Origin of the sequence: Methylobacterium nonmethylotrophicum (assembly GCF_004745635.1) — a bacterium.
GTDB lineage: Bacteria > Pseudomonadota > Alphaproteobacteria > Rhizobiales > Beijerinckiaceae > Methylobacterium > Methylobacterium nonmethylotrophicum.
This window is the reverse complement of the sequence record NZ_SRLB01000004.1, coordinates 251,473-277,044: the sequence shown is the minus strand read 5'-3', so window position 1 is coordinate 277,044 and position 25,572 is coordinate 251,473. Positions and strand designations below refer to the sequence as shown.

The following is a 25,572-nucleotide window of genomic DNA, read 5'->3' as shown; positions in this document are numbered from 1 at the left end:
CCACCGCCCGGCCCCGGCGCCAGAGGGCGCCGGCCGCGTCACCCCCTCGCGGCGGGACCGGTCGCCGCGAGGCTGTTGGCGATGGTGGTCAGGAGGGCGACGGCCTCGCGGGCGATCTCGGGCTCGCGCCCGCCGGACGCCAGCTGGCGCTTGGTCTCGATCACGGCCTCGACGGCCTCGACCAGCTCGCCCGAGTCGATCACCCGGCGCTCGACGAGGCTCAGCATCAGGCTCTCGACCAGCATCAGGGCCGCCTGGCCGGCAGCGGCGTGGTACCGGTCCGGGCTGCCGTCAGAGGACATCGTCGTCGCTTCCTCGCGGGTTGCCGTTCTGAAGCCCGGCCTCCTTCGGCCCGACGAATTCCGACCGTCCGCGCTCCGCGCTGTCGAGGAGCGGCGTGGCGAGGCGCACCAGGGCGTCGAGGTCGCCGATCGTCACCCGCCGGCCGCGCATCGTCACGATGCCCTCCTCCCGCAGGGTCCGGAGCACCCGGTTGACGTGCACGTTCGAGATGCCGAGATGGTCGCCGATCTGCTCCTGGGTCATCGGCAGCTCGTACGCGAGGGCGTCGGGCGGGAGCGTGCCGGACAGGATCAGGCGGCCGCGGAAGTCGATCAGCAGCATCGCCAGGCGCTCGTCGGCGCTGCCGCGGCCGAGCCCGACCACCCAGTTGTGCAGGCGCCGCTCCTCCTCGATCACCTGCCACATGCAGCGGGTCGCGAGGTCCGCGTCCTGCTCGTAGGCTTCGCGCAGGGTGCGGTGGTCGACCTGCTCGACCAGGACCTCGGACAGGGCCTGCACGGCGTCCGGGCTGTGGGTGACGAACAGGCTCTTCACCGCGAAGAGGTCGCCCGGCAGGAAGATCAGGATGAACTGGCTGCGCCCGTCCTCCAGGGTGCGCAGGCGGCCGACCCAGCCCTTGCGCAGGCGGAAGATCTGGGTGTTGGGGCTGTCCGCCTCCACCAGCAGGCGGCCGGCCGGGTAGAGGCGGCCCGACCCGCCCATCACCCGGTCGAGGGCGGCCTCGCCCCGGCGCAGCGACTCCAGGATCTCGGGCCGGTGCAGCAGGTAGCGGGCGGAATCGGGCATGGCGGCGGGGATCGTCCGGAGGAGACGTCGGGAAGGACGGCACGAGGGCCCTAGGCTGGGCCGTTCCTCGCGGCATTCACCTGTGATGACTTCGCTGCATACTGCACCGGGGTTTCTCCGCCAATCACGGAATCCGGCCCGGCCCGGCCAGGTCCGGACGGCGCTCGCGGGTGATGCGGTCGGATTCCGCCGCGCGCCAGCGGGCGATCGCGGCGTGGTTGCCGCCGGTGAGTACCTCCGGGATCTCCCGCCCCTCCCAGGCCCGCGGCCGCGTGTAGTGCGGGTATTCGAGGGTGCCGCCCTCGAAGCTCTCCTCGACCCCGGAGGCGTGCTTGCCCATCGTGCCGGGCAGGAGGCGCACGCAGGCATCGAGCACCACCAGGGCGGCGGGCTCGCCGCCCGACAGCACGTAGTCGCCGATCGAGACCTCCTCGAGACCGCGGCCGGCGATCACCCGCTCGTCGACGCCCTCGAACCGGCCGCAGACCACGATCACGCCGGGGCCTTCGGCGAGGGCGCGGACGCGCCCCTGCGTCAGCGGCCGGCCCCGCGGGCTCATCAGCAGGCGAGGGCGCGGATCGCCGGGGAGCGCGGCGGCGTCGATCGCCGCGGCGAGCACGTCGCAGCGCAGCACCATCCCGGCGCCCCCGCCGGCCGGCGTGTCGTCCACCGCCCGGTGCCGGCCGATCCCGTGGTCGCGGATGTTGCGCGCCTCCAGGCTCCAGGCCCCGCGGGCGAGCGCATCGCCCGCGAGCGAGAGCCCGAGATGGCCGGGGAACATCTCGGGATAGAGCGTCAGGACCGTGGCGCGCCAGGGGGCGGGAGAGGCAGGGGAGGTCATGCGCGGGGTGATGGCGCCGGAGAGCCGCGGCGGTCAACCGCGGGGAACCCTCGCTGGCCGGTCCCTCACCCCTCCTCCGCGCGGCACAGGTCGTCGACCGCCTTCAGGTAGGCCTTGGCGTCGAACTTCCTGAGGGTGTTCTGCCCGAGGTAGCGCACGGTGCCAAAGACCTTGCGCCGCCCCCAGGGGCGGTCGTGCAGGCCGAACAGCCAGGCGACGTTGGTGAAGGAGTTCGGGTCGCGCCCGTCGAGGAAGTAGCGGTTGTTGAGACGGAGCGTCACCGCGAAGGCCTCTTGCGGCGAGGGCGACCATTCGAGGATCTTCTTGCCCCAGTACATGCGCAGGTGATTGTGCATGTAGCCGGTCTCGCGCATCTCCCGCATCGCGGCATTCCAGTACGCGTCGTGGGTGCGCCCTTGCGCCAGCGCGTCCTCGTCGTAGAGATGCGGACGCGGATCGTCCGCATGCTCGGCGAGCGCCTTGCGGGCCCAGTCCGGGATCGCCTGCTCGTAGGCGGCGTAGCCCGGATTGGTGTGGACGTGGTTCATCGCCAGCTCGCGCCGGACGATCAGCTCCTCCAGGAACGCCGCCCGGTCCTCGGGGCCGCCGGTCTTCGCGGCCTGCACCTCGAGGGCGGCCGCCACCGGCGAGATCTGGCCGAAATGCAGGTAGGGGCTGAGGTGCGAGGCCGCCCCCGCCTCCGGCCGGTTGCGCACCGTGCCGTAATCGGTGAAGGGGCCGGCAAGGTAGGCGTCGAGCCGGCGCCAGGCCTCGGTCTCGCCGCCGCGGAAGCGCCGCACCGGCGCGATCGCGCGGTCGAGGGTCATCGCCGCGAGCGCCGCGTCGGGGTCGGAGACGTCGAGGTCGCTGTCGAGGCCGAGATCCCCGGCCGGGTGCTCGACGCGCCGCGCGCGCAACGGCGCGAGGTAGGGCTCCCACGTCTTGTGCAGCTTCGGCCGGAGCGTGCGGGCGGCGAATTCGTGCTTGTTCGAGGCAACCTCGACCGGCACCACCACGTCGCCCTCGACCTGGACCAGCCGGCCGTCGAAGCCTGCCTCGATCTCGGCATACCAGGCCTTCTGGATCGTCAGGTAGCCGCGGTCGAGGACCATGAGCGCGGCGCGCTTGCCCAGGGACAGGGCGGCCTGCGCCGGGGTCGCCCGGCGCAGCACGAAGGCGATGCCGCGGCGCTCCAGTCCCGCCTTGGCGTCGGCGAGGCCCTGGAGCAGGAAGGCGTAGTGCCGTGCATTGGCCTCGGGAAAGTGCGCGCCCCCGTCGAGGAGGCCGAAGCCTGCCACCACCGGAAGCCCGAGGCGGTTGCCCTCCTCCACCGCGACCTCGAGGGCCGGGTTGTCGCGGCTGCGCATGCCCTGCTGCATCAGGTAGAGCACGTAGGCGCCCTCCCGCGGCGCCACGTCCTTCAGAACCCGGATCCGCCCCGCCTGAATCGCCATCCCGCCGCCCCCGTCAGGCCGGGGAAACTAGGCCGTGGTGAAGCCAGGACCAGCGCGGCGCGCCGACGCTGCATCCAAAAGCGGCAGCGCTGCCAACAATCGCGCCTTGCCTTCCGGCAGCGCACACCTATGTTATTGCAGTGCGGCAACGCGATGGCGTCGCGCTGCTGCTGCCCTCCTTGGGCGTTTCCTCCCTAGACTTCGGGCCGCTCGCGAGAGCGGCCTTTTTTCTTTGGCTCATCCAGCCTTGCCGCATGGCCTCCCCGCCTCTCCTCTCTGCGGGGGAGCGAATGGCCGCGCTCCGCGTTGCCCCACCGGTGCTGGCCCGCCTCGTGCATCGCGGGGTGATCGGAGCCGAGCGTGAAGGAGCGGTCGAGCGATGCGGCAATTCACCCTGCGGGTCGAGGAGAGCGGAGAAGGCCTCGTCTGCATCACCAGCCCGGAGCTCAAGAGCCTGTTCGTGGCCGACGAGACCCTGGCGGGCGCGCTGGAGGCGGTGCCCAGCCTGGTGCGCGCGCTGATGCGCGAGGAGGGCCGCGGCGCCCTGCCGGGCGAGGAGGCCGCCGAGTAGGCGGGCCTCCGGCGCCGCGGGCCGGCGCGCCCGCCCGTCTTGTCAGCCCCTCGCCCGGGCCCGGATCATGAAGTTGTCGTAGGTATACTCGGCGACCTGGAACCAGAGGTATTCCTCGTTGCGAAACGTTTTCAGCGCGTCGTAGACGCGCTTGAAGTCCGGGTTCCTGGCGCCGAGATCGGCGTAGATCTCGTTCGCCGCCTTGAGGGCGGCCTCCATCACCTCCTGCGGGAACGGGCGCAGCTGTGCGCCACCGCCGACGAGGCGGCGCAGGGCGGCGGGGTTGCGGGCGTCGTACTTCGCCTGCAGGTCGCCGTTGACGCTCGCCGCGGCGGCTTGCGCGATCGCCCGGTAGGCCTTCGGCAGCTCGGCCCACTTCTGGGCGTTGAACCAGAAGTGCAGCATCGAGCCGCCCTCCCAGAAGCCCGGATAGTAGTAGAACGGCGCCACCTTGTTGAGGCCGAGCTTCTCGTCGTCGTAGGGGCCGATCCACTCGGCGGCGTCGAGGGTCTTGCCCTCCAGCGCCGCGTAGAGGTCGGCGCCCGGCAGGGTCTGGGTCGCCACGCCGAGCTTGGCCAGCACCTGGGCGCCGAGGCCGGCGATGCGGAAGCGCAGGCCCTGGAGGTCGGCGACCGTCTTCACCTCGCGCCGGAACCAGCCGCCCATCTGGGTGCCGGTGTTGCCGCCCGGCAGGGCGTAGAGCTTGTTCCTGGCGAAGATCTCGTTGAACAGGTCGAGGGCCCCGCCCTGCAGCATCCAGGCATTCTGCTGGCGGGCGTTGAGGCCGAAGGGGACCGCGGTGGCGAGGGCGTAGGTCGGGTCGCGGCCGACCTCGTAATAGGCGGCCGAATAGGCCATCTCGACGCTGCCTGTCCCGACCGCATCGAGGAGCGCACCGGAATCGCCCGCCGGCGCGGCCGCGACCTCGATCTGGAACCGGTTGTCGGTCGCCTCGGCGACGAGGCGGGAGAACAGCTCGGCGGCGCCGTAGAGCGCATCGAGGGTGCGCGGGAACGCCGAATGCAGGCGCCAGCGCAGCTCGGGCGCGCCGCTGGTCGTCGTCTGGGCCACGGCGGGGGCCGCCAGGGCGGCGCTGCCGGCGAGGCCGAGGCCGGCCGTCAGGATGTCGCGACGCTTCATGCTCTCCCCATGTGAAGATCGGTCCGAAGATCGGCCCCGACTGAGGATCGGTCTTGAACCGGACAGACAGGTAGCGCGCTTTGCGGCAAAGCGCACCGGGGCCGCACGGCCGGCAGGGCTACCCGGGGGCAAGGCCCTCGTGCGCCATCGGGCCCTGTGCTAAGCGACGCCGGACAATCCCCGGAGACCGCCCCGCCCGTGAAGCCCGAACCGATCTCCCTGCACACGGTCTGCGGCCTCGAGGAGCTGGGCCATCACTCGACCCGCGGCGTCACGCACGTGCTGTCGATCCTCGACCCGGCCTGGCCCGAGCCCGAGGCCTTCGGCACCTACGATTCCCACCACCGCACCACGCTGCGCTTCCACGACATCATCGATCCGACCGAGGGCCAGGTGCTGCCCGAGCGCCGGGACGTCGACGCGATCCTGCGCTTCGGCGAGGACCTGGCGGCCGAGACCGCGCGGCGCAAGACGCATCTCCTGATCCACTGCCACGCCGGCATCTCGCGCTCGACGGCGGCGATGACGATGCTGCTCGGCCAGGCCCACCCGGACCTGGACGCGGAGTCGGTGGTCGCCAAGGTCCACGCCCTGCGCGAGAAGGCCTGGCCCAACGCCCGGATGATCGGCTTCGCGGACGAGGCGCTCGGCTATGACGGCAGCCTGAACGAGGCGGTGCGCCGCCTGCACGCCGAACAGCTGCGGGTGCGGCCCCACCTCGCCGAGCTGATGCGGGGCCTGGGCCGCGGGCGCGAGGTGGACGCGGCCCTGGCGGGCTAGGGCATTCCGGCCAGTCCGGAGCCGGCCGGCCACACCTCGGTGCTACGCCCTGGGCAGGGCCGCCACCCGGTTGAGCCCGAAGGCGGCGGCGCTCACCAGCAGCGTCAGGCTGACGAGGACGAGGCCGAGGCCGAGCGCGAGCGCCAGGTCGCCGCGGCTGGTCTCCAGCGCGATGCTGGTCGTCATGGTGCGGGTGTAGCCCCGGATGTTGCCGCCCACCATCAGGATGGCGCCGACCTCGGCGATCGCCCGCCCGAACGCCGCCAGGAAGGCGGTGACGAGGGGCGCGGGCGCCATCGCGAGCAGGATCAGGATCGCGCGGCCCGTCCCCACCCCGTCGACCCGCAGGGCGTCGCCGTACTCCGCCCACAGCGCCTCGCCGGTGCGGTGGGAGAGCGCCGCCACGATCGGCAGGGCGAGCGCGCCCTGCGCGATCACCATCGCGCCGGGCGTGAACAGCAGGCCCAGGGATCCGAGCGGGCCGGAGCGGGAGACCAGCAGGTAGAGCACGAGCCCCACCACCACCGGCGGCAGGCCGAGGAGCGCGTTGACGAGGACCAGCAGCGCGCCGCGGCCGGGAAACCGCGTCGCGGCGAGCAGCGCCCCGAGCGGCGCCCCGAGGACGAAGCCGAGGGCGGCGGCGGTCAGGCTGACGCGCAGCGACAGGCCCACGATGGCGACGAGGTCGGCATCCGCCCGCAGGATCATCGCGACCGCCAGCCCCAGCGCGCGCCCGAACTCGTCCATGTCACCTCCGCGTCGCCGAGAGCCCTCGCGCTCGTCCTATCTGGGCCGACCCGGCCGTGCCATAGTGTCCCGCATCGCACCGATTCCGGCGCGGGTTCCGCCGGCCCCCGGCCGTGTCCCGGCCGCGGCCGGCGCAGGCCCGGCGCCGCAGGGCTCGGCTCAGGAGGGCTCCGCCATGGTTCCGGCCGGGTCGCACCGCGAGACAGACCTCGAGATGGCCCTGCGCCACGTTGTCGAGGCGGAGCGCCGCATCCTGCGTCAGCACGCCCTGATCGCGCGCCTCGGCCCCGGCGGCGGGCAGACGAAGGAGCTGGCCGAGCGGCTGCTCGTCGACTTCCAGACGACGCTCGCGGCGCACCGCGCCCACCTCGCGCGGCTGATGCCGCGGCGACAGGCTTGACGCCGGGTCCGGGCTGGCGCATGCCCGCCGGCGGGACACCTCTCCCCACCGAGAGGCGCCCATCTGGAAGGATGGACACCAGCATGACGACCCGCCCCGCGGCGCGCCCGCGCGCGCCCTTCTTCTCGTCCGGACCTTGCGCCAAGCGCCCCGGATGGACGCCCGAGGCCCTCTCCGACGCGGCGCTCGGCCGCTCGCACCGGGCGAAGCTCGGCAAGGCCAAGCTCAAGGAAGCCATCGACCTCACCCGCACGGTGCTGCAGGTGCCGGCCGATTACCGCATCGGCATCGTGCCGGCGTCGGATACCGGCGCCGTCGAGATGGCGATGTGGTCGCTGCTCGGCCCGCGCCCGGTCGACATGCTGGCCTGGGAATCCTTCGGCGAGACCTGGGTGACCGACGCCGTCAAGCAGCTCAAGCTCGACGCCCGCGTGATCAAGGCGCCCTATGGCCGCCTGCCCGACCTCTCGACCGTCGACACCCGCACCCGCGACGTGGTGTTCACCTGGAACGGCACCACCTCCGGCGTGCGCGTGCCGGACGCCGGCTGGATCGCCGCCGACCGCGAGGGGCTGACGATCTGCGACGCCACCTCGGCGGCCTTCGCGCAGGACCTCGACTGGGGCAAGCTCGATGTCGTGACCTTCTCCTGGCAGAAGGTGCTCGGCGGCGAGGCGGCCCACGGCATGCTGGTGCTCTCGCCCCGCGCCGTCGCCCGGCTCGAGAGCCACGTGCCGGCCTGGCCGATGCCGAAGATCTTCCGCATGACCAAGGGCGGAAAGCTGATCGAGGGCATCTTCCAGGGCGAGACCATCAACACGCCCTCGATGCTGGCGGTCGAGGACTACATCGATGCGCTTCGGTGGGCGGAGTCGCTGGGCGGCCTGCCGGCCCTGCGGGCCCGCGCCGACCGCAATGCCGGCGTGATCGCCGCCTGGGCCGCCCGCACGCCCTGGATCGCCAACCTCGCCGAAGATCCGAAGACGGCCTCGAACACCAGCGTCTGCCTGGTGGTGAGCGATCCCGACGTGGTCGGGCGGGGCCCAGAGGCGGTGGCGGCGGTCGCCAAGGGCATCGCCACCACGCTGGAGCGCGAGGGCGTCGCCCACGACATCGGCGCCTACCGCGACGCCCCTCCCGGCCTGCGGATCTGGTGCGGCGCCACCGTCGAGGCCTCCGATCTCGAGGCCCTGACGCCGTGGCTCGACTGGGCCTTCGCCCAGGAGAAGGCCCGCCTGACCCAGGCGGCCTGAGACCCAACCATCGCTGCATCAAGCGCCGGAGCCCCGCGGGAGCGGGAGCCGGTGTCGGCCGCGAATGGCCCCGCGAAGCGCACACATCGCCGAACGAGGCGCGGGATCTCTCCTCTCCCCGCGGGCGGGGAGAGGGTCACAGCCCCCTTGTCGGGGCTGTGACGAGCGCAGGCGAAAGCCGGAGCGAGGGTGAGGGGGTCTCGACGAGAGAGACTCATCCGGAGACACCCCCTCACCCTCGGCTGCCGCCTCGCTGTGTTCCCTAGACGGGAACACAGCCCTCTCCCCGCCCGCGGGGAGAGGAGACATGCGCTGGACCCACTGCGACTTCGCGGGTCCCGGCCGACCCGCTCTCTCCCCGCGAGGCGATGGCGCACCCCCCGTTTCGAGGCCGCCATGCCCACCAGCACCACCCCGAAAAAAGTCCTGATCTCCGACACCCTCTCCCCGGCCGCCGTCGCGATCTTCCGCGAGCGCGGGATCCAGGCCGATCTCCGCCCGGAGCTCGGCAAGGACAAGGAGGCGCTCGCCGCCGCGATCGGCGACTATGACGGCCTCGCCGTCCGCTCGACCACCCGGGTCACCGCCGCCCTGCTGGAGCGCGCCCGCAACCTCACGGTGATCGGCCGGGCCGGCATCGGCGTCGACACGATCGACGTGCCGGCGGCGACCGGCCGCGGCGTGATCGTGATGAACACGCCGCACGGCAACGCCGTGACGACCGCCGAGCACGCCATCGCGCTGATGCTGTCGCTCGCCCGCCAGATCCCCCAGGCCGATGCCTCGACGCAGGCCGGCCGGTGGGAGAAGAACCGCTTCCTCGGCATCGAGCTGACGGGCAAGACCCTCGGGGTGATCGGCTGCGGCAATATTGGCGCCATCGTGGCCGATCGCGGCATCGGCCTGCGGATGCGGGTCATCGCCTACGATCCGTTCCTGACGCCCGAGCGCGCCGTGGCGCTCGGGGTCGAGAAGGTCGAGCTCGACGACTTGCTGCGCCGGGCCGACGTCATCACCCTGCACGTGCCGCTCACCGAGAAGACCCGCAACATCCTCTCGGCCGAGGCGCTGGCGCGCACCAAGCGCGGCGTGCGGATCGTCAACTGCGCCCGCGGCGGCCTCGTCGACGAGGTGGGTTTACGCGCCGCGCTCGATTCCGGCCACGCCGCGGGCGCCGCCTTCGACGTGTTCACGGAGGAGCCGGCGACGCAGAACGTGCTGTTCGGCCATCCCAACATGGTCTGCACGCCGCATCTCGGCGCCTCGACCTCCGAGGCGCAGGAGAACGTGGCGCTCCAGGTGGCCGAGCAGATGGCCGACTACCTGCTGCACGGGGCGATCCGCAACGCGGTCAACTTCCCGTCGATCTCCGCCGAGGAGGCGCCGCGCCTGCGGCCCTACGTGACGCTCGCCGAGCAGCTAGGCTCGTTCCTCGGCCAGCTCACCGAGGCGCCGATCCGCGGCATCCGGATCGTCTACGAGGGCGAGGCGGCGGGCCTGAACACCCGGGCGCTCACGGCGGCGGCGGTAACCGGGGCGCTGCGGCCGTTCCTCGAGGGCGTCAACATGGTCTCGGCGATCGAGGTGGCGCGCTCCCGCGGCATCCAGGTCGAGACCGCCACCCGCACCGCCGTGGAAGGGCCCTACGCCTCGCGCCTCCACCTGACGATCGAGGCCGAGGACATGCCGCGCGACGCCGCCGGCACGGTGTTCGGCGACGGCCGCCCGCGCTTCGTCGAGATCCGCGGCATCGCGCTGGAAGCCGCGGTGGCGCCGCACATGCTCTATATCCGCAACGCCGACCAGCCGGGCTTCATCGGCCGCTTCGGCATGCTGACCGGGGAGGCCGGCGTCAACGTCGCGACCTTCCATCTCGGCCGCGACCGCCCCGGCGGCGACGCGATCTGCTTTGCCGCCGTCGACGAGCCGGTCTCGCCCGACCTCCTGCGGGCGATCGAGGCGATCCCGCAGGTGAAGCGCGCCCGGGCGGTCCGGTTCTGACCGGGGCGGGGCGGCTGACGCTGCCCCTTACCGAGCCGGAGGAAGCAAATAATGAATTCCATCCCATCCTCGACCTCATCCTGAGGTGCCCACGTCAGTGGGCCTCGAAGGAGGGCTCCAGAAGTCTTCGCGATTCCTGGAGCCCTCCTTCGAGGCCCAGCGATCTTCGATCGCCGGGCACCTCAGGATGAGGTCGAGAATGGGAGAAATGACCTTCTGCCGCTTTGTATTTGGGAGGCAGGCAGTCTCTCACCCACCCCGCCGCGCCACTGCGGCCTCGACCAGGGAGCGGATCGCCGCCCGCACGGGCTCGGGCGTCTCGTCGCGCAGGAACTTCGCCTCGATCTCCTCGCGGATCAGGGCGCCGTCGTCGCTGCGGGCGAGATCGGTGGTGGTCTCGGCGCGCAGCAGCGACACGAAGGCGCTCTCGACCCGGCCCTCCGTCTCCGGCGCGGGATCGGCGGCGACCTGGCGGCCGGTGAGATCGAACACGTCGGGGGCGAAGGGCAGGCGCTCCTCGCTCAAGGCAAGGTCGCCCGCGAGCACGAAGACGGCCGGCACGTGGGCGATCAGGTCGACCGAGGCGCGGGTGATGTTGCCGGGGTTGAACCACAGCGTGTCGCCGACCCGCAACGGCGCGTGGCGCTTGTGGACGTGGCCGTTCACCGCGAGCGCGCAGCCGCGGATCGCCTCCGGCGGCACCGCGCCCGGATAGCCGGCCCCGAAGGCGAGGTCGTGATGGGTGAGCCAGACCGCGTGGTCGGCCCCCGGAAACAGCCCGCTCGCATTGGTCGGGATCGCCTGTCCGAAGGGCGTCGCGCCGAGGCCGAGGAGGCGTCCGTCCGCCCGGTAATGCGCCGCCGGTCCGGATTCCGGCACGACGTCGAGGACGTCGCTCACCGCCAGCATCGCCAGGCTGTCGCCGTCCGACAGGCGGGTGTGGCGGATGTCGTGGTTGCCGACATTGGCGAGCGGCCGGTGCCGGAAGCCCTTGAGGATCCGGATCAGGCGCGACTTCAGGCTCTCGTCGGGCTCGACCGGCCGCTCGAACAGGTCGCCGAGGAGGACCGGCGCGAGGTCGCGGTCGTTCGCCAGCGCGACGCAATGCTCGAGCTTGGCCAGGACCGGCGCCGGCCAGTCGGGATCCTTGCGCCGGCCGGGCCGGCGCGACGAGACGTGGGGGTCGCCGATGATCAGGAGGCCGGCGCAGGCGACCGGCGCGGCGTCGAGCCGCTCGCGTCCGAGGATCAAGCCGCCTCTCCCGCGCCATGGCGGTGACCGGCGAGCAGGGCGGCGGGCGCCGTCGGCGTGCCGCAGGCCGGGCAGCGCCCGCCGGTCCGCGCCAGCACCTCCGCCATCTCGGCCTCGGTCCGGGCCAGGCCGTCGCGGGCCGCCGCCTCCCGGGCCCGCGCCTCGGCGAGGCGGCGGCCGATCTGGCTCAAGCGCTGCGCCATGTCGGTGGCATCCGGCCGGAGCACCGGCTGCGGCGCCGTGTCCGGCAGGTCGCGCAAAGCCGCCACCCGTCCCGCTGCTGCGGCCAAGCCGGCGCGAAGGCGGCGCAGCCGGGCGGCGTGGGACGCGGCCTGCGCGGTGTCCCGCGGCAGCGGCGCTTCCGGCGGCAGGCCGGAAAGGGCCGCTGCCCTCGCCTGGGCGCCCGCGAGGGTGTCGGCGGCGGCGAGCACGCGGCGGCCGATGACGGCGCGGTGGCGCGCCTCGGCGAGGCGGCGCCCGAGATCGGCCCCGACCTCCGGGCCCGGCAGGTCCGCGAGCACCCGGGCCCGGTCGGTGGCCCCGGTCGCGAGGCGGCCGGCCCGGGCGAGGCGGTCGGCCAGGGCTTCAAGCCCGCGCAGGCGCGCCGCGGCCTCGGCGAGGTCGCCCGCCTGCCCCTCGAGCCCCCGCAGCGCCTCCGCCAGGGCGTCGAGCCCGTCGAGACCGCCAAGACTCTCGCGCAGGCGGGTGATCTCGCGCTCGCCCTCGCGCACGGTACGCTGGTCCTCGGTGACGCGGTCGCGCTGGAGCGCCTGCATGTCGCGGATCAGGCCGGCCTCGCGGCCGATCGACAGCACCGCCGAGCGGCGGGCCGGCTTCTCGCCGAGGAGGAAGACCGGGAACTTCTGGTGCGCCACGTGCACGTCGAGATCCTCGACCCGGGTGATGCCGAACAGCCGCTCGACCCAAGGAGGCACGTCGCGGCCCCCGGTCTCGAGCACCGTGCCGTTCTCCTGCACCAGGGCGCCGTCGGCCTCGTGCAGCGACCACAGGTTGACGGGCGTGCGCTTCGGCTGGCGGACGTAGCGGAGCACGCGCCCGTCCGCGACGCCGATCTCGACCCGCGCGGCGCTGGCGCCCGCCCGCACCAGGCTGTCGCGCACCTCGCCGTAGAACACCGCCCGCAGGGCGCGGATTACCGTCGACTTGCCGTGGTTGTTCGGCCCCACGAGGGCGTTGACGCCGGGGCCGAGCGGCAGGGTCGCGTCGGCGAATCCCTGCACGTCGATCAGGCGCACGAAGCGGAAGCCCGGCGTCTCGGGTTCCCAGGCGGCGGCGCAGGCCGCCGACGGCCCGTCGATCGCCACCCCGGTCTCGGGCCGGCCGGCGATGCGGCTGACCGTCAGGCCGGCGTCGAAGCCCGCAACGTCGTGATGGGAGATCGCCAGGCACTGCACGCCGAGCCGGGCGGCACCGTCGTCGAGCACCCGGTAGAAGGCCGGCACCCGCTCGGGCGCGATCCAGCAATCGGCCTCGTCGAGGGCGAGGAAGCGGCCGACCCCGGCCTTGACCACCGCGATCAGGCGCAAAGCCATGCCGACCACGTTGGTCATGGCGCCGCCATTGTCCTCCAGCACGTCCTCGCGGCCGCCATCCGGGCGCTCGACCCCGATGTCGAGGGCCGGCAGGCCGCGCTCGGTGGTCAAATCCAGGCGCACCGGCTTCTCGCCGGGCAGGACCTCCTGGACGAGCGCGGTGAGCAGCGTCTCGAAGGTCGCGACGCTGCGCCGGTTGGCGTCCTGCTGCAACTCGCGCAGGTAGGTGTCGATCGCGTCGCGCTGGGCAAGCCGGCCCTTGGCGGCGGCCACCGCGCGAGTGCGCTCCGCGAGGGCGTCGCGGTCGCGGTCGCGGGTCGCCTCCAGGCGGGCGAGCAGGCGGCCGGCGCGGGCGAGCGCGTCCTGGATGTCGCTCTGGGTCACGGCTCTCTCAGCGCGCGCCGTCGAGGGCATCGAGGCGGTCCTGCACCGCCCGCAGGGCCTGCGCGAAGGCCTCGACCCGGAGGGCATTGTCCGCCCGGGCCTCCTCGATCATCCGGCGGATCTCGGCCTCGTCGTCGGTGCCGAGTTCCTCCCGGGCCTGGGCCCGGGCGGCGGCGAGTTCCGCGGTCAGTCGCTCGACATCGCTCTCGGCCCGGATCCGGTCGGCGCGCAGGCGCTCGTAGGCCGGCTGCAACGCCTCCAGGCGGCGCAGGGCCTCGACGTCCGGGCCCTGCTCCCGCGGCCCCGTCTCCTGCCCCTTGCGGCTGCGCTCCATCTCGTTCCTCGTCCTCACCCGCCCGGTCGGCCCCGCGCCGGATTCCCTCACCGTGAGGTGGCGTCCGGCCGGGGCTTTGGCAACGCCGCGGGCGTTCGAGAAATGTTCGTCCGGCCCTGTTGACGGCTTGTGCAAATCAGCCCAGTGTTCCGGTAATGTTCCACGCGATGAGCCGGTCCGGGAGGCGGCGCGGCGTCGCGGCTGACACCCGGGAGACCCGCATGGAGACCATCCGCCTGGACGACGCGGCCGCGGCGGCCCCGCTGTTCGAGAACCGGGACTGGTGCCTCCACGCGGACGGCCTGGAGCACCGGGAGACCGGCTACTTCATCGAGCGCGACGCCCTCGGCGCCCGGCGGCCGGACGGCTACTGGGAATGGCCGCTCCACCTCTCGGAGAAGAGCTGGTGCGGCGTGCGCAGCTTCCGCGAGGCGTTCTCCGCGGCGCTCGGCGCCTTCGGCATCGTGCCCGACCGCAAGCTCACCCTCTCCTTCGCCCTCGGCTTCGGCACCCGGGTCGGCGGCGCCGCGCCGGATGCCTTCGTGCCGCTCGCCGACCTGGTGCGCCCGCGGGCGCCCCGCGCCGACACGGCGTTCCGCCCCCTCGTGGCGCCCACCGTCCTGGCGGCGAGCGCCTGACGCCCTCCCCTCGCGCACGGAAATGCTCTAGAGCCCGCCCGAGCATCGGGCCGAGCGGGGAGCGGGTGAATCGTGAGCGGGCACCGCAGCGTGGAGATCATCGTCCGGGGCCGGGTCCAGGGCGTCGGCTACCGGGCCTGGACCAAGGGCGTCGCGGAGGCGCGGGGCCTGTCGGGCAGCGTGCGCAACCGGCGCGACGGCAGCGTCGAGGCCCGCCTCGCCGGACCGGCGGAGGCCGTCGCGGCGATGATCGAGGCCTGCCGCCAGGGCCCGCCCGGCGCGCGGGTCGAGGATGTCGCAGTCGCCGAGCGCCCGGACGATTCCGGCGCGCCCGGCGTGCAGATCCTGCCGACCGCCTGACGGGGCGCCGGCATGCCCCCGGATCTCGGCCTGAGCAGCTTCTCGCTCGTCGATGGCGTCGCCCTCGCCTGCTTCCTTGCGGCCTGGTTCGGCTATTCCTACGCGGTCGAGCACCTCTCCGGGGGCAAGCGCAGCCTCAACGGCATGATGAACCGCTACCGTCACGCCTGGGCCGACCAGCAGATCGTGCGCGAGAACCGGGTGGTCGACACCACCATCAACGCCTCGCTGCAGAACGGCACCGCCTTCTTCGCCTCGACCTCGCTGATCGCCTTAGGCAGCGCGCTGACCCTGTCGCGCTCCGCCGACGACGCGCTCACGCTGTTCTCGACCCTGCCGTTCGGGGCGCCGATGACCCGGGCGGTGTGGGAGATCAAGGTGGCGGGCCTCGCCCTGATCTTCGTCTACGCCTTCTTCAAGTTCGCCTGGGCCTACCGGCTGTTCAACTACGGCGCCATCCTGATCGGCGCGGTGCCGCCCCGCGGCGGCGACCCGGTGGCGATCGAGCGGGCGGCGCGCCGCGCCGCCGCCATGAACGTGGTGGCGGGCGGCCACTTCAACCGTGGCCAGCGCGCCTTCTTCTTCGCTCTGGCCTATCTCGGCTGGTTCGTCAGTGCTTACGTGCTGCTCGTCGCCACCGCGATGGTGCTCACCGTGATGTGGCAGCGCCAGTTCGCCTCCGACGCCCGCCGCGCCCTGCAGGACCACGATGATCCCTGACGATTACGAACTCGAACTCACGATGCTGCGCCTCGTCGCCGATCGCGGGGCCGACAAGACCGTCTGCCCCTCCGAGGTCGCCCGGGCGCTCGGCGGTCCCCATCCGGACGGCTGGGGCCCGCTGATGCAGCCGATCCGCCGCCAGGCGGTGCGGCTGATGAAGGAGGGCCGCATCGCGATCCTGCGCAAGGGCAAGGTCGTGCCCGACCCGGACGATTTTCGCGGGGTCTACCGGCTGTCGCTGCCGCGGTAGGTCAGGCTTTGCTGCGTGCAGTCCTGATGTCTTTGACGAGCAGGAAGAGGTGGTGCGGATCGGTCGGAGATGGGATGAAGCCGAAATGTCGGTAGAACGACGCAGCCGTTTCGTCCTTCGCGTAGACCGCGAGCGCCCGTGCGCCGATCAGGTCGGTCACCTGCAGCGTGCGGTGGAGAGCATCGCGCAGTAGACCTGCGCCGAGGCCGCGGCCCTGCATGCGGATATGGACCGCGAGCCGGGCCAGGATCAGCAACGGGATCGGGTGGCGTGGCATTCCCTTGATGACCCGTTCCGGCGCCTGCGCGTGCTGTACCTCGCCGGCAACCAGGGTGTGAAAGCCGACCACTTCCGCCCCGTCCAGGGCGACGTAGGTACGCGCCGAATTCGCGGATTGAGCCTGAAGGGCGTGTCGGGCCAGGAATCGGTCGAGAGCCGGATGGCCACAGGTGAAGCCCTCGACGGCGTGGGTACGCCGAAGTGGCTCGATCTGAAGGCTCGTCACGGCTCGTCGTCGGTGCTGCGATCGAAGATGTCGGGCTCGCGAAACAGCCGTTCCAGCCTCTCAAGGGCGCGCGGTGGTGCGTCGAGAGCGGCGACGAAGCGGTCCCAGTCGGCATCATCGAGGGTGAAGACGCGGCGACAGGCCAGCCGCTCCTCCGCCTCTCGCAACGCCGAATCCAGCACGAACTCGCTGACGCTCTTGTGCGTCGCCTCAGCCGCGGCCTGCAGCGTCTGCTTCGCCGAAGGTGTCAGACGAAGATCGAGCTTCTCGCTGCGGGTGGCTCTCTGCGGCATCGCGGACTCCTCAGGGAGGATTATGCTGCAATGCCCGACATTGTCACGACATTTTGCGCCGGCTCACGGCCCCGGGAACACCGTCTCGGTGTAGCCCGACGCCCGGTAGGCCACGAGGCCGAGCCATTCGCGCGAGGCGATGTCGAAGTCGAACAGGCCGTCCCCCACCGTCGCATGGAAGGCGAGGAGGCGGGGCGCGGTGCGGTAATCGACCGGGTAGGCCGTGACCGTGAAGCCCGCCTGCCGGAAGCAGCCGATCGCCCGCGGCATGTGCCAGGCCGAGGTGACGAGGAGCCAGCGCTCGCCGGGCTTGGGCTTCACCAGCGCGGCGCTGAAGGCGGCGTTCTCCCGGGTGTTGCGGGACCTGTCCTCGTAGGTGATCCGCTCCGGCGCGACGCCGAGTGAGGCGGCGTGGCGGCGCAGGACGGCCGCCTCCGAGACGGCGCCGTCGCCGGTGAGCCGGCCCGAGCCGCCGGCGAACACCAGAGTGGCCTGCGGATAGCGGCGCGCGAGGTCGCCGAGCGCCACCATCCGCTCGCCGGCATCGTTGAGGACGAGCTGGCCGCGGGCGGCCGACAGCCCGGTCTCGACGCCGCCGCCCAGCACCACGATGCCGGCGACCGGGGTGCCGTCGTCGCGGAAGCGCGGGAAGCGGTTCTCGAGCGGCGCGAACAGGAGGCCGGCGAGCGGCGAGATCCCGCCGACGAGGAGGACGAAGGCGCCGGCGGCGCAGAGCCCGAGGCCGAGGCGCTGCCAGCGAAGGCCGAGCCCCGCCCCGGCGAGGACCAGGAGCAGGAGCAGGTTCGAGGGTGCGGTGAGGAACCACAGCACCTTCGAGAGCACGAAGAACACCGGGCCCGGCCCCCGGTCAGGCGCTGGTCAGGCCTTGCCGGTCTCCGCCTCGTAGCGGGCCTTGGTCTCGGCGTTCGGCGGGTAGAGGCCCGGCAGGGGCAGCCCCTTGTCGACCTCGCGCATGATCCAGAGCTCGAGGCGCTCCTGCTCGACGGCGGCGAGCGCCACCTCCTCGGCGAGGGCCGCCGGGATCAGCACCGCGCCGTCGCCGTCCGCCACCACGATGTCGTCGGGATAGACCGCGACGCCGCCGCAGCCGATCGGCTCGCCCCAGCCGACGAAGGTCAGCCCCGCCACCGAGGCCGGGGCCGCGACGCCGGAGCACCAGACCGGCAGGCCGGTGCCCTCGACGCCCTCGCCGTCGCGCACGACGCCGTCGGTGATCAGCGCCGCGACGCCGCGCTTCTTCATCCGGGCGCACAGGATGTCGCCGAAGATGCCGGCCTCCGGCACCCCCATCGCGTCGACGACCGCGATGCAGCCCTCGGGCATCGCCTCGATCGCCGCGCGGGTCGAGGTCGGGCTCGACCAGGATTCCGGCGTCGCCAGGTCCTCGCGAGCCGGCACGAAGCGCAAGGTGAAGGCCGGGCCGACGACCCGCTGCCCGGCGGCGAAGCGCGGCATCGGCCCGCGCATCCAGCAGCGGCGGATGCCCTTCTTCAGGAGCACGGTGGTGAGGGTCGCGGTGGTGACGGCCTGCAGGGCGTCGAGGAGCGTCTTGTCGAGCGGCATCGGGCCTTCGGGGGCGTTGAGGATCAGGGGAGGCCAGACCTAGCCGATCCCGCGGCGGACGGCCACGCCGTCAGCGCATGGCCCGGCGCGGCGGGACGAGCCGGCAGCTCAGCTCAGCGGCGGCAGGGCGACGGATGACGCGGGCCGCGCCGCGAGGCGCTCGTACCAGGATCGCAGGGTCGGCCGCTCGATGCGGGGCACGTCGAGGTGGAGCCAGCGATGGGCGGCGGCCCCCACCGCGATGTCGGCGGCGGTGAAGCGCTCGCCGACGAGGTAGGCGCGCCCCATCAGGTGCGCGTCGAGGAGCGCCGCGCACTCCTCCGAGGCGGCGACCGAGCGGTCGATCACCGCCTGGTCGCGGTTCTCCGGTGGGGTGCGGACGGTCTGCCAGAACGCGTCCCGGGTCGAGGGCGTGAAGCGGGTCGCCTGCCAGTCGAGCCACTGGTCGACGAGCGCCGCCTCCCGGGGATTTTCTGGCCACAACAGGCCGTCGCCGTGGCCGCGGGCGAGGTAGCGCAGGATCGCGTTCGATTCCCAGAGGACGAAATCGTCCTCCTCCATCACCGGCACCAGGCTGTTGGGGTTGAGCGCGACGTAGTCGGGGTCGCGCACCCGCCCGAAGGCGCCGCCGGCCTCGACCCGCTCGTAAGGCAGCCCCAGCTCCTCCAGGCCCCAAACCGCCTTCTGCACGTTGACGGAGCTCAGCCGTCCCCAGAGCCTGCGCATGCCCTCACTCCTCCCGGTTCGGCGGGTAGGCGTGCGTCCCGCCCTTCGGATCGGTGACGCGCCAGCCCGCGGGGCTCGCCGCCAGGTAGCCCGGCCCCACCGGAACCTTGCCGTATCCGCCCGGGATGTCGAGGACGTAGGTCGGCTGCGCCAGGCCCGAGACCCGGCCGCGTAGAGCGCGCATCAAGGCCTGGCCGTGGTCGAGCGTGGTGCGCAGGTGGCCGGTGCCGGGTGCGAGGTCGCCGTGATGCAGGTAGTAGGGCTTGATCCGGTTCTCGACGAAGACGCGCATGAGGGCCGCGAGCGTGTCGGGATCGTCGTTGACCCCGCGGAGCAGCACCGACTGGCTCACCATCGGGATCCCGGCCTCGACGAGGCGGGCGATGGCCGCGCGCGCCGCGTCCGTGAATTCCCGCGGATGGTTGGCGTGGAGCGCCACGAACACCGCGCCGCCGAAGCCTCTGAGCGCCGCGATCAGGTCCTGGTCGATCCGGGCCGGATCGACCACCGGCACGCGGGTGTGGAGGCGCAGCACCCGCACGTGCGGAATGTCCTTGAGAGCCGCGGCGATGCGGCCGAGGCGCCGGGGCGAGAGCACCAGGGGGTCGCCGCCGGTGACCACCACCTCCCAGATCTCCGGATGCGCGGCGATGTAGGCGAGCGCGGCGTCGAGCTCGGCCTCGGTCAGGCTCCCCTGCCCCTCCGGCCCCACCACCTCGCGGCGGAAGCAGAAGCGGCAATAGACCGGGCAGACATGGAGCGGCTTGAGGAGCACCCGGTCGGGATAGCGGTGGACGATGCCGGGCAGAGGCGCATGGACGTCGTCGCCGATCGGATCGGCCCGCTCCTCGGGCGCGGTGACCAGCTCCTCGGCCCGCGGCACGAACTGACGGCCGATCGCATCGTCCGGATCGGCGATCAGCTCGGCCATCGCGGGGGTGATCGACACGGCGTAGCGCGCCGCCACCCGCTCCAGGGCCGGCAGGCGCTCGGCCGGCACGAGGCCGCCCGCCGCCAGCGATGCCGCGCTGCGCAACGGCGCGCTCACCGCGGGGCCTCGGCGACGGGGGTCCAGATCACGTCCTCGATCCGGCGCGCCCCGGTCGCCAGCATCACCAGCCGGTCGAAGCCGAGCGCGAGGCCGCTCGCCTCCGGCATCTGCGCGAGGGCGCTCAGGAAATCCTCGTCGATCGGATAGCGCTCGCCGTAGATCCGCGCCCTCTCGTCCATCTCGGCGGCGAATCGCCGGCGCTGCTCGGCCGGGTCGGTCAATTCCCCGAAGGCGTTGGCGAGCTCGACGCCGCAGCAATAGAGCTCGAAGCGCTCCGCCACCCGCGGGTCGGCCGGGCTCGGCCGGGCGAGCGCCGCTTCGGGAATCGGGTACTCGCACAGGATCGTCGCCCGGCCCCGGCCGAGCCGGGGCTCGACCCGCTCGACCATCACCCGGCTGACGCAGTCGGCCCAGGTGTCGTCCGGGGCGGTACGGATGCCGGCGCGTGCGAGCGCCGCGGCGAGCGCCGGCCCGTCCGTGCTGCCGTCAGGCCCGACCGTCGCCAGGAGGTCGATGCCGGCGTAGGCCGCGAAGGCCTCCGCGACGGTGAGCCGTTCCGGCTCGGCGAAGGGATCGGCCTCGACCCCCCGCCACGCGAAGGTCGTCGCGCCGGCGGTCTCGGCGGCCAAGCCCAGGAGGTCGGCGCAGTCGCGCATCAGGGCGTCGTAGGTCTCCCCCGCCCGGTACCATTCGAGCATGGTGAAGGCCGGGTGGTGCAGCGCCCCGCGCTCGCGGTTGCGGTAGACGGGCCCGAGACTGAACAGCCGCCTCTCGCCCGCCGCGAGCAGCTTCTTGCAGGCGAATTCCGGCGAGGTGTGCAGGTAGAGCGGGTGCTCCGTGCCGTCCGGACCGATCGCCGTGGTGGCGAAGGCCGCGAGATGCGCCTCGTTGCCGGGCGAGACCTGGAGGGCGGCGGCCTCGACCTCGACGAAGTCGCGGGCCGCGAACCAGGCGCGCAGCGACGCGGCGATGCGGTTGCGCGCGAGCAGCCGCGGCCGGCGGTCGGCGTGGACGTGGGGAGCCCACCAGGGCGAGGCGGAGGTCATCTGTGAGCGGTCGGGCGAGAGATCATGATCGGGGCGGGCGACTGGCGGTCGCGCCTGAGATGCGATAGGGCGGGCCGAAGGCTCCTCTGCCGGCGCGGCCGCCATGGCCCGCGGCTTGGCGGACGCCGCCGCTCTCTGTCAACGCTCTCAGACCAGGATTCGCCCCGTGCCGAAGGTGATCGCCAGCTCTCTCCGCAAAGGCAATGTCGTCGACAAGGACGGCAAGCTCTACGTGATCCTCTCCGCCGAGAACATCCACCCCGGCAAGGGCACCCCGGTGACCCAGCTCGACATGCGCCGGATCACCGACGGGGTGAAGATCTCGGAGCGGTACCGCACCACCGAGCAGGTCGAGCGCGCCTATGTCGAGGACCGGGAGCACACCTTCCTGTACAGCGACGGCGAGGGGTTCCACTTCATGAACCCGGAATCCTACGAGCAGCTCGCGGTGCCGGAGGACGTGATCGGCGACCAGGCCGCCTACCTGCAGGAGGGCATGCCGGTCATGCTCTCGACCCATAACGGCGTGCCGCTGGCGATCGAGCTGCCCCAGCGCGTGACCCTCGAGGTGACGGACACCGAGCCGGTCACCAAGGGCCAGACCGCGTCCTCGTCCTACAAGCCCGCCACGCTCTCGAACGGCGTGCGGACCCTGGTGCCGCCCCATATCGGGGCCGGCACCCGCATCGTCGTCATGACGGCCGACGGCTCCTACGTCGAGCGCGCCAAGGACTGATCCCGACGGGCCGGCCGCGGCGGCCGGTCGCCCGCCCCGGAGCGGCCCCCAGGTGGCGCTCCGGGAACGATACGAGGCGCCCGCCCTGCGGATCGCGGCTGCGGTGCCGCTTCGCTGCGGTGGCGCGGCGGGGCCTCCCGGTCGTCGGGCCAGGCGCATCGCCGATCGGCCCGCGCCCGGCTTCGCCCGCGCCCTCCCGTCGTCGCGGGCGTGCCGGCGCCCTGCCGCATATCAGCCCGGCAGTCGTTCCCCAAATCATTGATGAAGAGTTAACGTCGCCCGGACGCATGGTGGTCTTCCGGCTGCGAGCGAGATCGTTCGCGGCGGATCGCGAGCGTCGGGAAGAATCTACCGCAGACGACCGTTGCCACATACTATATTGATAAATACAGATCGCAGATCCCAGTTTCGTACATCATTCCTGAAATAAAGCTGAACGTTCGAGTCCCTCGCGCAGCTAGGCTTCCGCCGCCTGCTCATCGGTCCACTTTACAAAATCGGGTCCGAAACCTTATTTCTCGCAGCGCGAGTGTCTGACATCGTCGGTTTTCCACGGCTCCCGGGCAGCGCCCTGCCCGGGAGCCGTGGTGGGGCCGGCGATGGCGCGACGGCTCGCGGAGGGAACCCGTCATGCTGCGCGCGTGCCTCGACCGAGCCCGGTCCGCCATCCGGATCGCGGCGGCCGTCGTGTTCTCCTGGTGCCTGCCGTCGGCCCCGGCATCGGCGCAGGACGGGGAGGTGTCCGTCGCCCCGCTCGCGCGCTTCATCGACACGGCCTACGGCAAGCGCAGGGAGGCCGAGGGCTGGGCCGAGGATCTCCTGCGCGCGCTGCGGGAGCTGCGCTTCGAGCGATCGGCCGAGAACGTCTGCGCCGCCGCGGCGGTCATCGGCCAGGAATCGCACTTCTCCGCCGATCCCGCGGTCCCGGATCTCGGGAAGCTGTCGGCCGCGGCCGCAATCAAGAAGATCGACGAATCGGTCAAGTACAAGGCGTTCTTCTCGCTTCATCCCGGCATGAAAGCCGAATTCATCGCGCGGATCCGCGTGGCGAGGACGGAGCGCGACCTCGACCATGCCTATCGGTGGCTCACCGGGCGGTTGCTGAACACGGTCGGCATCCCGTTCCTCATCTCGGCCACCTCCGGCAGCGCCAGCCTCGCCGAGTATTTCGAGAACAACAACGAGGTCGACACCCTGGGCTCGATGCAGGTCTCGGCCAAGTTCGCCATCCGCGAGAAGACCGGCAAGGATCTTTCGCAGCTCGACCTTCAGGAGATCTATCGCATCAGGGACTCGCTCTACCGCCGATATGACGGCATGTATTTCGGAATCAAGCAGCTCCTCGGGTACAGGGCCGATTACGACAACAAGACGTCGCTCTTCGCCGATTACAACGCCGGCCGCTACAGCAGCCGGAACGCCGCGATCCAGTGGATGGCCGCCAGGATCTCGGGCGAGCCGCTCGCGCTCGACGGCGACCTGCTGTCTTACGGCACGACGCTGCTGGCAGCGCCGGACAGCATGACGGAGAAGACGCTGCGTCGGATCTTCAGCGCCAGCAACGATCCGGCCGAGGCGTCGCTCCATGCCGACCTGATGCTCGAGAAGACGCAGTCCTTCAACCGGACCGAGACGTTCAAGGCCGTCCGGCGCATCTACAAGGCCCGCTTCAACAAGGAGCCGCCCTACGAGGTCATGCCGCAGATCGTGCTCAAGACCATGAAGATCAAGCGGCTGATGACGACGGAGATCTTCGCCAACGCGGTCAACCGACGCTACACGGCCTGCCTCGCCGCGCTCGCGCCGGCCCGCGCCGTGCCCCTCGTCTCGTCGCGGCGGCCGCCGGCCCGGATCGGGAGCGGTGCGGGCCGCCGCAGCACGTGAGGCACGGGCCCACGTCGCCTTGCGCGCTCGGCCTCAGCCGGAATTCCGCGCGAGGCAGGCCTGCGCGATGGACGTGGCGATGGCGCGCTCCTCCGCGGTGAGGGGGCGGTCCGCGATGGCCCACAATCCCGTCTCCCGCAGCCGGACGAGGACGCAGCGGGCCGTCGCGCGGCAGATCGCCTCGGAGCTGCCGGCCGCCGCGCAAGTGGCCCCGTACTCGCGCAGGAACTGCGCCTCGCCGGCCCGCGGATGCGGCCCGGTGAGCGCCGCGACCCCGTAGAGCAGCCCGAGCAGCAGCGGCTGGTGCACGAGGTAGATTGCGAGGCTGTGGCGCCCCGCCCTTGCCGCGAGCCGCCCGGCCCGGCCGCGCGGTGCCCAGGCGCCGAGCCGCGAGGCGGCGAGCCGCGGCCCGATCATGCGGCCGAGCCCCACGCCCGCCAGCACGAAGCCGAACCAGGGGAAGAGCGGCACGTAGTCGTTCGTCGTCGGGACCACGGCGCCGAGCCCGAGAAAGAGCAGACCCGGCGCGTCGAGGAGCGGCGGCCCGCCCGCCAGGGCCGCGAGCGTCGGCCCGGCGAGCACGAGGGCGGCGGCGAGCCAGACGACCGGCAGCGGCGCCGCGAGCGCCGGCAGCGCCAGGACGCTCGAGACGGCGATGCAGTGCAGGATGCCGAAGAAGATCCAGGACTCCGGAAACAGCCAGGAGGTGGCGAGGGAGATCGCCGCCGCCGCCGCACCGATGCGCCCGATCCGCGCGAGGAAGGACCGCCATCCGGCCGTCCGATCGCGGGAGAGGACGAGGCTCACCCCGACGAGCAGCAGGAAGCTTCCCGCGATGCCGTGCGCCGCCGCCCGGCCCAGGGGCGACAGGGCGGCGTTCTCGGGCGTCAGCCGCAGGAAGCCGAGGTCCCAGGTCAGATGGTAGAGGGCCATCGCCAGGAGCGCGACGCCCCGCGCCACATCGACGAGGGCGAGGCGCCGGGCCGGCATGGCGGAGGCAGGCGGGGTCTGAATCGCGGCTCTCCGGGACAGCGTCACGGGCGCCGTCATAGCCGAGCCGGACGGCCGTGCCGCTGCCTGCGGCGAAAACGCGCAGGATCACGGGCGAGCTGGCGGATGCGGCTGCAACGCGCGAGCGATGGCGTGGAAACTTGCCTCCCCGGATTGCAGAATGCGCGGCAGCGAGGCGACACCGGCGAGGACATCGCCGCGCCGGTGTCTCATCTCGGCGGATTCGGGCTTCCCCGAAGTCATGACTTTGTTAATCTGCCGGTGAAGCGCGCGACGCGATTCGAGTGGGTTGCTTACGATGTCGGACGAGTTCGGTTCAGGCCCCGCCATGGAGCGGCCGGTAGGCGCGTTCGGAGAGGGCGCGCGCGAGAGCCGGCCCGGGCTCGAGGCCGCGGCGGAACGGCCGCTCGAACTCGTCGAGGTCAGCGGCCGCATCAAGTGGTTCGACGTCGCCAAGGGCTTCGGCTTCATCGTTCCGGACAGCGGCGCCCCCGACGTTCTGCTCCACGTCACCTGCCTGCGCCGCGACGGCCACCAGAGCGCCAGCGAGGGGGCCCGGATCGTGGTCGAGGCGGTCCAGCGCCCGCGCGGCTGGCAGGCCTTCCGGGTCGTCTCCCTCGACCAATCGACCGCGACCCATCCGGCCGAGCTGCCGATGCCGCGCACCCACGTCACCGTGGTGCCGACGAGCGGGCTCGAGAGCGCGGTCGTGAAGTGGTTCAACCGCCTGCGCGGCTTCGGCTTCCTGAGCCGCGGCGACGGCACGCCGGACATCTTCGTCCACATGGAGACCCTGCGGCGCTACGGCATCGCCGAGCTCAAGCCCGGCGAGCACGTCATGGTCCGCTACGGCGACGGCTCGAAGGGCCTGATGGCGGCCGAGGTGCGCCTGGCCGAAGGCGGACCGCCCTCCTCGCACTGAGCCGGGGGCCCACCCGCACCGGATTTTCGCGTCCCGCGCGTTTCC

The 25,572-nt window shown here is 72.5% G+C and carries 29 protein-coding genes; 12 read left to right on the top strand and 17 right to left on the bottom strand.

Annotated elements, in window-relative coordinates:
• Nucleotides 1-38 precede the first annotated feature (38 nt).
• The 4 genes from EU555_RS06300 to EU555_RS06285 form a co-directional block, all read right to left on the bottom strand.
• Nucleotides 39-302: a hypothetical protein gene (locus tag EU555_RS06300; protein ID WP_135413810.1), complete on the bottom strand. Its 264-nt coding sequence runs from the start codon at nucleotides 300-302 to the stop codon at nucleotides 39-41.
• Complete coding sequence (locus tag EU555_RS06295; RefSeq protein ID WP_135413809.1) at nucleotides 292-1,089, bottom strand: Crp/Fnr family transcriptional regulator; 798 nt, start codon at nucleotides 1,087-1,089, stop codon at nucleotides 292-294. The genes EU555_RS06300 and EU555_RS06295 overlap by 11 nt, the downstream gene beginning before the upstream one ends.
• Nucleotides 1,090-1,213: 124 nt before the next feature.
• Nucleotides 1,214-1,930 carry a tRNA (guanosine(37)-N1)-methyltransferase TrmD gene (trmD, locus tag EU555_RS06290; RefSeq protein ID WP_205820811.1) on the bottom strand — a complete coding sequence of 239 codons (717 nt, stop codon included), beginning with the start codon at nucleotides 1,928-1,930 and terminating at the stop codon, nucleotides 1,214-1,216.
• Nucleotides 1,931-1,995: 65 nt separating this feature from the next.
• Nucleotides 1,996-3,384, bottom strand: a complete 1,389-nt coding sequence (locus EU555_RS06285) for a deoxyribodipyrimidine photo-lyase (RefSeq protein ID WP_135413807.1) — start codon at nucleotides 3,382-3,384, stop codon at nucleotides 1,996-1,998.
• A 379-nt stretch (nucleotides 3,385-3,763) separates the two neighbouring features.
• Between EU555_RS06285 and EU555_RS06280 the strand changes: the two genes are divergently transcribed.
• Nucleotides 3,764-3,955, top strand: a complete 192-nt coding sequence (locus EU555_RS06280) for a hypothetical protein (protein ID WP_135413806.1) — start codon at nucleotides 3,764-3,766, stop codon at nucleotides 3,953-3,955.
• A gap of 42 nt (nucleotides 3,956-3,997) precedes the next feature.
• Here the strand turns inward: EU555_RS06280 and EU555_RS06275 are convergent, their stop codons facing one another.
• Nucleotides 3,998-5,095 carry a TRAP transporter substrate-binding protein gene (locus EU555_RS06275; protein WP_135413805.1) on the bottom strand — a complete coding sequence of 366 codons (1,098 nt, stop codon included), beginning with the start codon at nucleotides 5,093-5,095 and terminating at the stop codon, nucleotides 3,998-4,000.
• Between the two features lie 198 nt (nucleotides 5,096-5,293).
• Between EU555_RS06275 and EU555_RS06270 the strand changes: the two genes are divergently transcribed.
• Nucleotides 5,294-5,875 carry a tyrosine phosphatase family protein gene (locus EU555_RS06270; RefSeq protein WP_135413804.1) on the top strand — a complete coding sequence of 194 codons (582 nt, stop codon included), beginning with the start codon at nucleotides 5,294-5,296 and terminating at the stop codon, nucleotides 5,873-5,875.
• Between the two features lie 42 nt (nucleotides 5,876-5,917).
• On the opposite strand, the gene EU555_RS06265 is transcribed toward EU555_RS06270, so the two are convergent.
• A complete protein-coding gene (locus EU555_RS06265; RefSeq protein WP_135413803.1) occupies nucleotides 5,918-6,622 on the bottom strand; it encodes an ABC transporter permease in 705 nt (234 codons plus the stop codon).
• Nucleotides 6,623-6,797: 175 nt separating this feature from the next.
• On the opposite strand from EU555_RS06265, the gene EU555_RS06260 reads away from it, so the two are divergent.
• The 3 genes from EU555_RS06260 to serA all read left to right on the top strand — a co-directional run bounded on the left by EU555_RS06260 (nucleotide 6,798) and on the right by serA (nucleotide 10,276).
• Nucleotides 6,798-7,022 carry a hypothetical protein gene (locus EU555_RS06260; protein ID WP_135413802.1) on the top strand — a complete coding sequence of 75 codons (225 nt, stop codon included), beginning with the start codon at nucleotides 6,798-6,800 and terminating at the stop codon, nucleotides 7,020-7,022.
• Nucleotides 7,023-7,105: 83 nt separating this feature from the next.
• Nucleotides 7,106-8,275 carry a phosphoserine transaminase gene (locus EU555_RS06255; protein ID WP_135413801.1) on the top strand — a complete coding sequence of 390 codons (1,170 nt, stop codon included), beginning with the start codon at nucleotides 7,106-7,108 and terminating at the stop codon, nucleotides 8,273-8,275.
• A gap of 396 nt (nucleotides 8,276-8,671) precedes the next feature.
• On the top strand, nucleotides 8,672-10,276 hold the full coding sequence (serA, locus tag EU555_RS06245) for a phosphoglycerate dehydrogenase (protein WP_135413800.1): 1,605 nt from the start codon (nucleotides 8,672-8,674) through the stop codon (nucleotides 10,274-10,276).
• Nucleotides 10,277-10,525: 249 nt separating this feature from the next.
• On the opposite strand, the gene EU555_RS06240 is transcribed toward serA, so the two are convergent.
• From EU555_RS06240 to EU555_RS06230, 3 genes are read right to left on the bottom strand one after another with little or no spacing between them, the layout of a single operon-like run.
• Nucleotides 10,526-11,527, bottom strand: a complete 1,002-nt coding sequence (locus tag EU555_RS06240; protein ID WP_135413799.1) for a hypothetical protein — start codon at nucleotides 11,525-11,527, stop codon at nucleotides 10,526-10,528.
• Nucleotides 11,524-13,464: an AAA family ATPase gene (locus tag EU555_RS06235; protein WP_135413798.1), complete on the bottom strand. Its 1,941-nt coding sequence runs from the start codon at nucleotides 13,462-13,464 to the stop codon at nucleotides 11,524-11,526. The genes EU555_RS06240 and EU555_RS06235 overlap by 4 nt, the downstream gene beginning before the upstream one ends.
• A 7-nt stretch (nucleotides 13,465-13,471) precedes the next feature.
• On the bottom strand, nucleotides 13,472-13,798 hold the full coding sequence (locus EU555_RS06230; protein WP_135413797.1) for a hypothetical protein: 327 nt from the start codon (nucleotides 13,796-13,798) through the stop codon (nucleotides 13,472-13,474).
• Between the two features lie 221 nt (nucleotides 13,799-14,019).
• Between EU555_RS06230 and EU555_RS06225 the strand changes: the two genes are divergently transcribed.
• From EU555_RS06225 to EU555_RS06210, 4 genes are all read left to right on the top strand, one after another.
• Nucleotides 14,020-14,436 (top strand): hypothetical protein, encoded by a 417-nt coding sequence (locus tag EU555_RS06225; RefSeq protein ID WP_135413796.1) that lies wholly within the window; start codon nucleotides 14,020-14,022, stop codon nucleotides 14,434-14,436.
• 72 nt (nucleotides 14,437-14,508) lie between these two features.
• On the top strand, nucleotides 14,509-14,796 hold the full coding sequence (locus EU555_RS06220; RefSeq protein ID WP_135413795.1) for an acylphosphatase: 288 nt from the start codon (nucleotides 14,509-14,511) through the stop codon (nucleotides 14,794-14,796).
• 12 nt (nucleotides 14,797-14,808) lie between these two features.
• A complete protein-coding gene (locus tag EU555_RS06215) occupies nucleotides 14,809-15,516 on the top strand; it encodes a DUF599 domain-containing protein (RefSeq protein WP_135413794.1) in 708 nt (235 codons plus the stop codon).
• Nucleotides 15,506-15,769 carry a DUF3253 domain-containing protein gene (locus EU555_RS06210; protein WP_135413793.1) on the top strand — a complete coding sequence of 88 codons (264 nt, stop codon included), beginning with the start codon at nucleotides 15,506-15,508 and terminating at the stop codon, nucleotides 15,767-15,769. The genes EU555_RS06215 and EU555_RS06210 overlap by 11 nt, the downstream gene beginning before the upstream one ends.
• Before the next feature lies 1 nt (nucleotide 15,770).
• On the opposite strand, the gene EU555_RS06205 is transcribed toward EU555_RS06210, so the two are convergent.
• The 7 genes from EU555_RS06205 to epmA all read right to left on the bottom strand — a co-directional run bounded on the left by EU555_RS06205 (nucleotide 15,771) and on the right by epmA (nucleotide 20,974).
• Complete coding sequence (locus tag EU555_RS06205) at nucleotides 15,771-16,274, bottom strand: GNAT family N-acetyltransferase (protein WP_135413792.1); 504 nt, start codon at nucleotides 16,272-16,274, stop codon at nucleotides 15,771-15,773.
• A complete protein-coding gene (locus tag EU555_RS06200) occupies nucleotides 16,271-16,567 on the bottom strand; it encodes a type II toxin-antitoxin system TacA family antitoxin (RefSeq protein WP_135413791.1) in 297 nt (98 codons plus the stop codon). The genes EU555_RS06205 and EU555_RS06200 overlap by 4 nt, the downstream gene beginning before the upstream one ends.
• A gap of 63 nt (nucleotides 16,568-16,630) precedes the next feature.
• A complete protein-coding gene (locus EU555_RS06195; RefSeq protein WP_135413790.1) occupies nucleotides 16,631-17,419 on the bottom strand; it encodes a YdcF family protein in 789 nt (262 codons plus the stop codon).
• A gap of 27 nt (nucleotides 17,420-17,446) precedes the next feature.
• Complete coding sequence (locus EU555_RS06190; RefSeq protein ID WP_135413789.1) at nucleotides 17,447-18,151, bottom strand: ribonuclease activity regulator RraA; 705 nt, start codon at nucleotides 18,149-18,151, stop codon at nucleotides 17,447-17,449.
• Nucleotides 18,152-18,259: 108 nt separating this feature from the next.
• Entirely contained in the window at nucleotides 18,260-18,877 is a 618-nt protein-coding gene (locus tag EU555_RS06185) for a glutathione S-transferase family protein (protein ID WP_135413788.1), read from the bottom strand.
• A 4-nt stretch (nucleotides 18,878-18,881) separates the two neighbouring features.
• Entirely contained in the window at nucleotides 18,882-19,925 is a 1,044-nt protein-coding gene (locus EU555_RS06180) for a lysine-2,3-aminomutase-like protein (protein WP_135413787.1), read from the bottom strand.
• Nucleotides 19,922-20,974 (bottom strand): EF-P lysine aminoacylase EpmA, encoded by a 1,053-nt coding sequence (gene epmA, locus EU555_RS06175; RefSeq protein WP_135413786.1) that lies wholly within the window; start codon nucleotides 20,972-20,974, stop codon nucleotides 19,922-19,924. The genes EU555_RS06180 and epmA overlap by 4 nt, the downstream gene beginning before the upstream one ends.
• A 166-nt stretch (nucleotides 20,975-21,140) precedes the next feature.
• Here epmA and efp point away from each other — a divergent pair, with 166 nt between their 5' ends.
• Together efp and EU555_RS06165 are read left to right on the top strand one after the other, a co-directional pair.
• Entirely contained in the window at nucleotides 21,141-21,710 is a 570-nt protein-coding gene (gene efp / locus EU555_RS06170) for an elongation factor P (RefSeq protein WP_135413785.1), read from the top strand.
• A 630-nt stretch (nucleotides 21,711-22,340) separates the two neighbouring features.
• Entirely contained in the window at nucleotides 22,341-23,594 is a 1,254-nt protein-coding gene (locus EU555_RS06165; protein ID WP_135413784.1) for a DUF1615 family protein, read from the top strand.
• 33 nt (nucleotides 23,595-23,627) lie between these two features.
• Here the strand turns inward: EU555_RS06165 and EU555_RS06160 are convergent, their stop codons facing one another.
• Nucleotides 23,628-24,644, bottom strand: a complete 1,017-nt coding sequence (locus tag EU555_RS06160; RefSeq protein ID WP_135413783.1) for an acetyltransferase domain-containing protein — start codon at nucleotides 24,642-24,644, stop codon at nucleotides 23,628-23,630.
• Nucleotides 24,645-24,933: 289 nt separating this feature from the next.
• Here EU555_RS06160 and EU555_RS06155 point away from each other — a divergent pair, with 289 nt between their 5' ends.
• Nucleotides 24,934-25,527 (top strand): cold-shock protein, encoded by a 594-nt coding sequence (locus EU555_RS06155; protein WP_425375089.1) that lies wholly within the window; start codon nucleotides 24,934-24,936, stop codon nucleotides 25,525-25,527.
• Nucleotides 25,528-25,572: the final 45 nt, after the last annotated feature.